This window comes from Streptomyces sp. SP18BB07 (assembly GCF_036322545.1).
Taxonomy (GTDB): domain Bacteria; phylum Actinomycetota; class Actinomycetes; order Streptomycetales; family Streptomycetaceae; genus Streptomyces; species Streptomyces deccanensis.
Genome location: NZ_JAQYWT010000284.1, coordinates 164508 through 171739 on the forward strand (window position 1 = coordinate 164508; position 7232 = coordinate 171739).

A 7232-nucleotide genomic window follows, 5' to 3' on the forward strand; every position below is an offset into this window, starting at 1 on the left:
CCCCTGAAAAGCCTGGGCTGCGCCCTGTGCTTTTCATTCAGCCCGCCAGTCGGTTCACCGCCGTCAGGACCGGGGCCACTCCGTCCTCCGCGCGCAACTCATCGGCCAGGGCGCGGGCGCGACGGCCGTACGACGGGTCGGTGGTCGCCCGGCGCAGGGCGGCCGTCAGGGCGGCGGCGGTGAAGCCGCGCAGCGGGACGGCGGCCGGGGCCACCCCGAGGGCGACCAGGCGGGCCGCCCAGAAACCCTCGTCGAACTGGACGGGCACCGGCACCGCCGGGACCCCGGCGCGCAGGCCGGCGCCCGTCGTGCCCGCGCCCGCGTGGTGGACGACGGCCGCCGTCCTCGGGAAGAGCAGGGAGTGCGGCACCTCGCCCACGGTGAACATGTCGTCGCCCTCGCCCCGCAGTTCGCCCCACCCCCGCTGGATCACCCCGCGCAGCCCGGCCGCCCGCAGGGCCCGTACGACCTCGTCGCTCATCCGCTCGGGATCGGGCACGGTGGCGCTGCCGAGGCCCACGAAGACCGGGGGCGGACCGGCGTCGAGGAAGTCCAGCAGCGGGGCGGGCAGCCGGTCCTCGCGGTCGTACGGCCACCAGTAGCCGGTGACGTCCAACTCGGTCGGCCAGTCGCCGGGCCGTCGCACCACCCGGGGGCTGAAGCCGTGGAAGACCGGCCGGCCCAGCCGCTCCCGGGCCCGACGGGCGGCCACCCGGCCGGTGCGCGGCAGCCCGAACTCGGCGCGCAGCCTGCGCACCTCCTCCGTGAAGATCCACTCGACGGCCGTGTTCACCGCGTGCCCCGCCGCCCGGTTGCCGAGCGGCCCCCAGGAGCGCACCCCGGTCATCGGAGGCGCGAACTCCCTTGTGGGCGCGAGGGGTTGGAGGTTCACGCCGAGCGTGGGGATCGACAGGCCCTCGGCGATGGTGTGGCCGAGGGGTGCCAGGGTGCCCGCCAGGAGCAGGGCGTCACTGGCACGGGCGGCGGCCACCAGTTCGCCGGCCATCCGTCCCACCAGGCTCCGGGCCATCTCCGCCGCCCGGTACAGCTTCCCGGCGCCGGTGGCACTCCGGTGCAGCCCCTGCCCTCGCTCCGACTCCAGCTCCGCCCGCGGGTCCACGGGCAGGGCGTGGAAGACGACCCCCGAGCCCGCCACCAGGGGTTCGAACCGGGTGTGGGTCACCAGCGTGACCTCGTGCCCCGCCCGCACCAGCCCGTGTCCGAGCCCCGTGTACGGCGCCACGTCACCCCGGGAGCCCGCCGTCATGATCGCTACACGCACGCCCGCCAGTATGGCGCCGCGACCACGCCGAGTCAGGGGGCCCGCACGGGGATGACCCGAAAGAGCCCCCGCCCCCGGCGCGTTCGACGGCGACCGACCGGCTACTCGTCCCAGGCCTGGATCATCGTGTGGTCGACGATCTTCCCGTCCTTCAGGGAGATCATCGAACTCGCCAGGACCCGCACCCCGTCGGGGTACTCGCAGGACTCGGTGAACGCGACCTGGTCGCCCTGGACCAGGCACTGCTCGACCTTGTGGGTCATCTCCCGGCTGCAGACGTCGTCGAACATCGCGCCGATCTCGGACCGGCCGTGCAGGACCTTGGGGTGGCTGGGCTGGGTGTTGCGGTCCACGACGCGCAGCTCGGCGTCGTCCGCGTAGAGCGACGTCAGTGTCGCCGCGTTCGCTTCCTCCGTGCCTCTGCGCAGCGCTTCGACGTCGAAGGCGGGGCTGGTCGAGGTGCCCATGGGTGACCTCCTTCGAAGGCCGTGGCCCGGCATGGGTGAACGGGCCGCGGACGGCCTCTCCTCCGAGGCTCCTCCGCCGGGCGGGACCCGGCAAGCGGGAAGCGCGGGCAGACGCCGCGCGGGGCGCGCGCCCCACGTCCGGCATGCGCCTCACGGGTGAGCGGCCGTGACCGTCGGGGGCCGGGGAGCGTTGCTGAGGGCATGATCTCAACTCGACGTATCGTCGCCGCCGTGGGTCTCGCCGTCGGTGTCACGGGACTGGCCGCACCGATGGCGAACGCGGACGCCGTCGCGGAAGCGACACAGCTCAACCCGATGACCACGCTGGACCAGCTCGCCGTCAGCGATCTCCCCGAGGAGCACCGGGCGGCCCTGCCGCGCCCCTCACAGCAGCTCAAGAGCCTCAACCAGGTGCACGAACTGAACCGGCTGGGCGAGTTGCACCAGGTCACCGACATGGCCGCCCCCGCCCTCGGCCTGCTGGGCGCCATCGAGTAGCGAGGCCGGTCACGGACGACAGGAGCCCCGCCGCGAACATCGTGGTGGGGCTCTTGACATGCCCGGGAGTCGGGCAGAGCATCACGGAACAGTAACGTAATTGAATTTCGCACTACGAACGCTCATGAGCGATCATGCTCGATCACGTACCGTCGTCGATACGTACCCCTGAGGAAGCCGCATCATGGCCATCACTCGTGACCTTCTGATCGGCGGCAAGGACGTGCCCGCCACGTCCGGCCGCACCGCCGAGGACCTCGACCCGTACACGGGGGAGGTGTACGCGACGGTGGCGGCGGCCGGTCCCGAGGACGTCCGGCGGGCCGTGGACGCCGCCGACGCCGCGTTCGAGGAGTGGGCCGCGCTCACCCCCTTCGCCCGGCGGGCGATCTTCTTCAAGGCCGCCGATCTGCTGGAGGGCCGGGGAGACCAGGTCGCCGACATCATGGCCCGCGAGGCGGGCGGCACCCGGCCGTGGGCGTACTTCAACGTGGCGCTCGCGGCGAGCATCCTGCGCGAGGCGGCGGCCGCCATCACCGCGCCGCGCGGCGAGGTCCTCAGCAGCCAGAAGGAGGGCGCGCTCAGCCTCGCGGTACGCGAACCCCTCGGCGTGGTCGCCGCGTTCGCCCCGTGGAACGCGCCCGTCATCCTCGGCGTACGGGCCGTGGCGGCGCCGCTGGCCGCCGGCAACACCGTCGTCGTCAAGCCCAGCGAGGACGCGCCGATCGCCTGCGGGCTGCTGGTCGCGGACGTGTTCCGGGAGGCGGGACTCCCCGACGGCGTGCTCAACGTCGTCACCAACGCCCCCGAGGACGCGGCGGAGATCGCCGAGGCGCTGATATCCGACGAGCGGGTGCGCGCGGTGAACTTCACCGGCTCCACCGGCGTCGGCCGGATCATCGGCGAGCACGCCGCCCGTCATCTCAAGCCCGTCGTACTGGAGTTGGGCGGCAAGAACTCCGTGATCGTGCTCGACGACGCCGACGTGGACTACGCCGTCGACGCCGTCACCTTCAGCGTCTTCATGAACGCCGGGCAGATCTGCATGTCCGGCGACCGCATCCTCGTCCACGAGTCGCTGGCCGAGGAGTTCGCGCAGAAGTTCACCGCCAAGGTCGCCACGCTCCAGGCCGGCGACCCCAACCACCCGCACACGGTGGTCGGCCCCCTGGTCAGCGCCGACGCCGCCCAGCGGATCGCCGCCCTGGTCAAGGACGCCGTCGCCAAGGGCGCCACGGTGCTCACCGGGGGCGGGCAGCCCGAGGGCGCGGTGCACCCGGCGACCGTGCTCACCGACGTCCCCAAGGACGCCGACCTCTACTACCAGGAGTCCTTCGGCCCGCTCTGCGTCCTGCAGTCGTTCGCCGACGACGCCACCGCCGTGGCCCTCGCCAACGACACCGACAACGGCCTGAGCTGCGGCGTCATCACCGAGAACGCCACCCACGGACTGGCCGTCGCGCGCCGGATCCGTACCGGCATCGTGCACGTGAACGACCAGTCGGTGGCGGACGAGCCGATGGCCCCCTTCGGCGGGGTGAAGGCCTCCGGCTACGGGCGCTTCGGCGGCCGCTGGGGCATCGAGGCGTTCTCCAACACCCGCTGGGTGACCATCGCCGGCCAGCAGTCGCACTTCCCCTTCTGACCGCCCACCGGCCCGCTGCGACGGCCGGGATCAGCCGGCCGTCGCGAGGAACTGCGTGGCCGCCAACTCCGCGTACAGCGGGTCGGCGGCCACCAGTTCTCGATGGGTGCCGACCGCCCGGACCCGGCCCGCGTCCATGACCACGATGCGGTCGGCCATCGTCACCGTGGACAGTCGGTGGGCCACGACCAGCACCGTCGTCGTACGGGCCACGTCGGCGACCGTGTCGCGCAGCGCCGCCTCGTTCACCGCGTCCAGCTGGCTCGTCGCCTCGTCGAGCAGCAGCAGCCGGGGCCGGCGCAGTAGGGCCCGCGCGATGGCGACCCGCTGACGCTCACCGCCGGAGAGCTTGGTGCCCCGGTGCCCGACTAGGGTCTCCAAACCCTGCGGGAGCTTGGCGACCAGGCCGTCCAGCCGGGTCGTCTTCAGCACCCGGCTGACATCGGACTCGTCGGCCCGCGGGTTGCCGAGCAGCAGGTTGTCCCGCAAGGTCCCCGACAGCACGGGCGCGTCCTGCTCGACGTACCCGATCGCGGACCGCAGCCGGGACAGCTCCCACTCGGCGACATCGCGGCCGTCGACCGTGATGAGGCCCGCCTCGGGGTCGTAGAACCGCTCGATCAGCGAGAAGACCGTGGTCTTGCCGGCGCCCGACGGGCCCACGAACGCCGTCATGCCCCGTGCCGGGACCTCGAAGGTCACCCCGTGGTGGACGTACGGCAGATCATCGGCGTAACGGAAGCGGACCTCGTCGAAGGCGAGCGCGGCGGGCGCCGCGTCCGGCGACGGCAGCGGCGCCGGTTCGGAGGCCGGTTCGGCGGGCAGCCGCAGCGCCTCCTGGATGCGGGCGAGCGCGGCGGCACCGGTCTGGTACTGGGTGATCGCGCCCACGACCTGCTGTATCGGCGACATCAGATAGAAGACGTACAGCAGGAACGCCACCAGTGTGCCCACGTCGATGGCGCCGGTCGCGACCCGCGCGCCGCCCACCGCCAGCACGGTGATGAAGGCGATCTGCATGGCGAGTCCGGCCGTGTTGCCCGCCGCCGCCGACCACTTGGCCGCCCGGACACTCTGCCGCCACGACTCTTCGGCCGCCGCGTGGATCGTCTCCTCCTCGCGGTGCTCGGCACCGGACGCCTTCACCGTGCGCAGCGCGCCGAGGATCCGCTCCAGCGAGGCGCCCATCGCGCCGACCGCGTCCTGCGCCGCCCGGCTGGCCTTGTTGATACGCGGCACGATCACCCCGAACACCAGGCCCGCGCCCACGATCACGCCCAGCGTCACGGCCAGCAGCACCGGGTCCACCAGACCCATCAGCACCACCGTCGCCACCAGGGTGAGCCCGCCGGTGCCGAGGCCCACCAGGGTGTCGGTGGTGACCTCGCGCAGCAGGGTGGTGTCGGAGGTGATCCGTGCCATCAGGTCGCCCGGCTCGCTGCGGTCCACCGCAGTGATCCGCAGCCGCAGCAGATACGACGACAGGGCACGCCGCGCACCGAGCACCACCGACTCGGCCGTGCGCCGCAGGACGTACGAACCCACCGCGCCCACCGCCGCGTTGCCCACCACCAGCGCGGACATCAGCACCAGCGCCCAGGTGATCGTCCGGTCGTGCGACAGGTCGTCGATCAGCTCCCGGGCCACCAACGGCAGCGCGAGGCCGGTGGCCCCGGTGAGGAGGGACAGCAGCGCGCCCAGCAGCAGTGTCCACCGGTGGGGTCGTACATAGCCGAGCAGCAGCCGCCAGGTGGGCGGCTGCTGCTCGGCTTTGGTCTCAGGGGTGCTCACGAGGCTCCTCGGCAGGTCGGTCGGGGAGTGGGGACCGGGCGCGGAGCTTCAGCCTACGTCGGGGGCGCGCAGCACCGGGCACGAGTTTCAACCGCCCGGCAGCGCCCTCCAGTCCCGGTCGCCCGAGACGACCAGCGCCCGGAATCCGTTGACCGCCGCGACCACCACTCCCGGTTCCCGCTCCAGCTCCTCGGGGTCCACCTCCAGCGCCGCCATGGCCCGCCGAGTACCCGAACAGCACGTCCGGCGTGCGGCCCAGGCTCACTACGGCAGCATGCGGCGCGGGACCACGCAGGTCACCGCACCCCCGCCCGCCAGGGCGGCGTCCGCGACCGCCCCCATGCCGAAGTGGGCCCGCCAGTCCTCCGGCGTCATCGGGCGCGGGCGGTTGTGCGGCAGTCTGCTGAGGACCGCCGTCATGCCGCAGGTGTCGGTGACCGCCGAGAGGACCGCCGGAGGGTGTCCCCGGAGAGCGTGGCGGCCGGCCGCACGTAGCAGGAATGCCCGGGGGAGTATTCGTCCCGGTCGTGGCGACGCAGGGTGCGGTGCGCGCACAGGTGTCGCGGGCAACCTTTTCGGCCAGGGCTCCGCCCACTCGGGAGGCCCTACTCGCTGGTCAGTCCGTAGGGTGACCATGGGCGGGCGACCGCTCTCTCATGGATCGACGGAAAGGTTCACCATGGCGCAGGAAGTACGCGGCGTGATCGCACCGGGCAAGAACGAGCCGGTGCGGATCGAGACGATCGTGGTGCCCGACCCGGGACCGGGGGAGGCCGTGGTGAAGGTGCAGGCGTGCGGGGTCTGCCACACCGACCTGCACTACAAGCAGGGCGGCATCAACGACGACTTCCCCTTCCTGCTCGGCCACGAGGCCGCGGGTGTGGTGGAGTCCGTCGGCGCGGGCGTCACGGACGTCGCCCCCGGTGACTTCGTCATCCTCAACTGGCGTGCCGTGTGCGGTAGTTGCCGGGCATGTCGACGTGGTCGCCCCTGGTACTGCTTCGCCACCCACAACGCCACGCAGAAGATGACGCTCGCCTCGACCGGTCAGGAGCTGTCACCCGCCCTCGGCATCGGCGCCTTCGCGGAGAAGACCCTCGTCGCCGCCGGTCAGTGCACCAAGGTCGACCCGGCCGCCGCCCCGGCGGTCGCCGGACTGCTGGGCTGCGGGGTGATGGCCGGCATCGGCGCCGCGATCAACACCGGGAACGTCGGGCGCGGGGACAGCGTCGCCGTCATCGGCTGCGGCGGCGTCGGGGACGCGGCCATCGCCGGTTCCCGGCTCGCCGGTGCCGAGAAGATCATCGCCGTGGACATCGACGACCGGAAGCTGACCACCGCCAAGAGCATCGGTGCCACCCACACGGTCAACTCCAAGGAGACCGACCCCGTCGAGGCGATCCGTGAGCTGACCGGTGGCTTCGGCGCCGACGTCGTCATCGAGGCGGTCGGCCGCCCGGAGACGTACAAGCAGGCCTTCTACGCCCGTGATCTGGCCGGGACGGTCGTTCTCGTCGGTGTCCCCACTCCGGAGATGAAGCTCGAACTG

General features: G+C 72.5%; 8 protein-coding genes. 3 read left to right on the top strand and 5 right to left on the bottom strand.

Annotated features, from left to right (window positions below; genetic code table 11):
- Window positions 1-37: 37 nt before the first annotated feature.
- Both PUR53_RS15930 and PUR53_RS15935 read right to left on the bottom strand, forming a co-directional pair.
- Entirely contained in the window at window positions 38-1267 is a 1230-nt protein-coding gene (locus tag PUR53_RS15930) for a glycosyltransferase (RefSeq protein ID WP_329898164.1), read from the bottom strand.
- Window positions 1268-1383: 116 nt separating this feature from the next.
- Window positions 1384-1749 carry a nuclear transport factor 2 family protein gene (locus PUR53_RS15935; RefSeq protein ID WP_086801068.1) on the bottom strand — a complete coding sequence of 122 codons (366 nt, stop codon included), beginning with the start codon at window positions 1747-1749 and terminating at the stop codon, window positions 1384-1386.
- Between the two features lie 201 nt (window positions 1750-1950).
- On the opposite strand from PUR53_RS15935, the gene PUR53_RS15940 reads away from it, so the two are divergent.
- Complete coding sequence (locus PUR53_RS15940; protein ID WP_329898080.1) at window positions 1951-2247, top strand: hypothetical protein; 297 nt, start codon at window positions 1951-1953, stop codon at window positions 2245-2247.
- 184 nt (window positions 2248-2431) lie between these two features.
- Entirely contained in the window at window positions 2432-3892 is a 1461-nt protein-coding gene (locus PUR53_RS15945; RefSeq protein ID WP_329908661.1) for an aldehyde dehydrogenase family protein, read from the top strand.
- Between the two features lie 30 nt (window positions 3893-3922).
- Here the strand turns inward: PUR53_RS15945 and PUR53_RS15950 are convergent, their stop codons facing one another.
- From PUR53_RS15950 to PUR53_RS15960, 3 genes are all read right to left on the bottom strand, one after another.
- Complete coding sequence (locus PUR53_RS15950; RefSeq protein ID WP_329898082.1) at window positions 3923-5683, bottom strand: ABC transporter ATP-binding protein; 1761 nt, start codon at window positions 5681-5683, stop codon at window positions 3923-3925.
- A gap of 87 nt (window positions 5684-5770) precedes the next feature.
- A complete protein-coding gene (locus PUR53_RS15955; RefSeq protein WP_329898083.1) occupies window positions 5771-5899 on the bottom strand; it encodes a hypothetical protein in 129 nt (42 codons plus the stop codon).
- A 48-nt stretch (window positions 5900-5947) separates the two neighbouring features.
- Window positions 5948-6103 (bottom strand): hypothetical protein, encoded by a 156-nt coding sequence (locus PUR53_RS15960; RefSeq protein WP_329898084.1) that lies wholly within the window; start codon window positions 6101-6103, stop codon window positions 5948-5950.
- A gap of 259 nt (window positions 6104-6362) precedes the next feature.
- Here PUR53_RS15960 and PUR53_RS15965 point away from each other — a divergent pair.
- Window positions 6363-7232: S-(hydroxymethyl)mycothiol dehydrogenase (locus PUR53_RS15965; RefSeq protein ID WP_329908662.1), on the top strand; the 870-nt coding region annotated here is incomplete at its 3' end.

What these genes read in the sequence shown, in the direction of transcription:
- PUR53_RS15935 (WP_086801068.1), bottom strand. Translation starts at nt 1,749, where the DNA reads ATGGGCACCTCGACCAGCCCCGCCTTCGACGTCGAAGCGCTGCGCAGA.
- PUR53_RS15930 (WP_329898164.1), bottom strand. Translation starts at nt 1,267, where the DNA reads ATGACGGCGGGCTCCCGGGGTGACGTGGCGCCGTACACGGGGCTCGGA.
- PUR53_RS15940 (WP_329898080.1), top strand. Translation starts at nt 1,951, where the DNA reads ATGATCTCAACTCGACGTATCGTCGCCGCCGTGGGTCTCGCCGTCGGT.
- PUR53_RS15960 (WP_329898084.1), bottom strand. Translation starts at nt 6,103, where the DNA reads ATGACGGCGGTCCTCAGCAGACTGCCGCACAACCGCCCGCGCCCGATG.
- PUR53_RS15955 (WP_329898083.1), bottom strand. Translation starts at nt 5,899, where the DNA reads ATGGCGGCGCTGGAGGTGGACCCCGAGGAGCTGGAGCGGGAACCGGGA.
- PUR53_RS15945 (WP_329908661.1), top strand. Translation starts at nt 2,432, where the DNA reads ATGGCCATCACTCGTGACCTTCTGATCGGCGGCAAGGACGTGCCCGCC.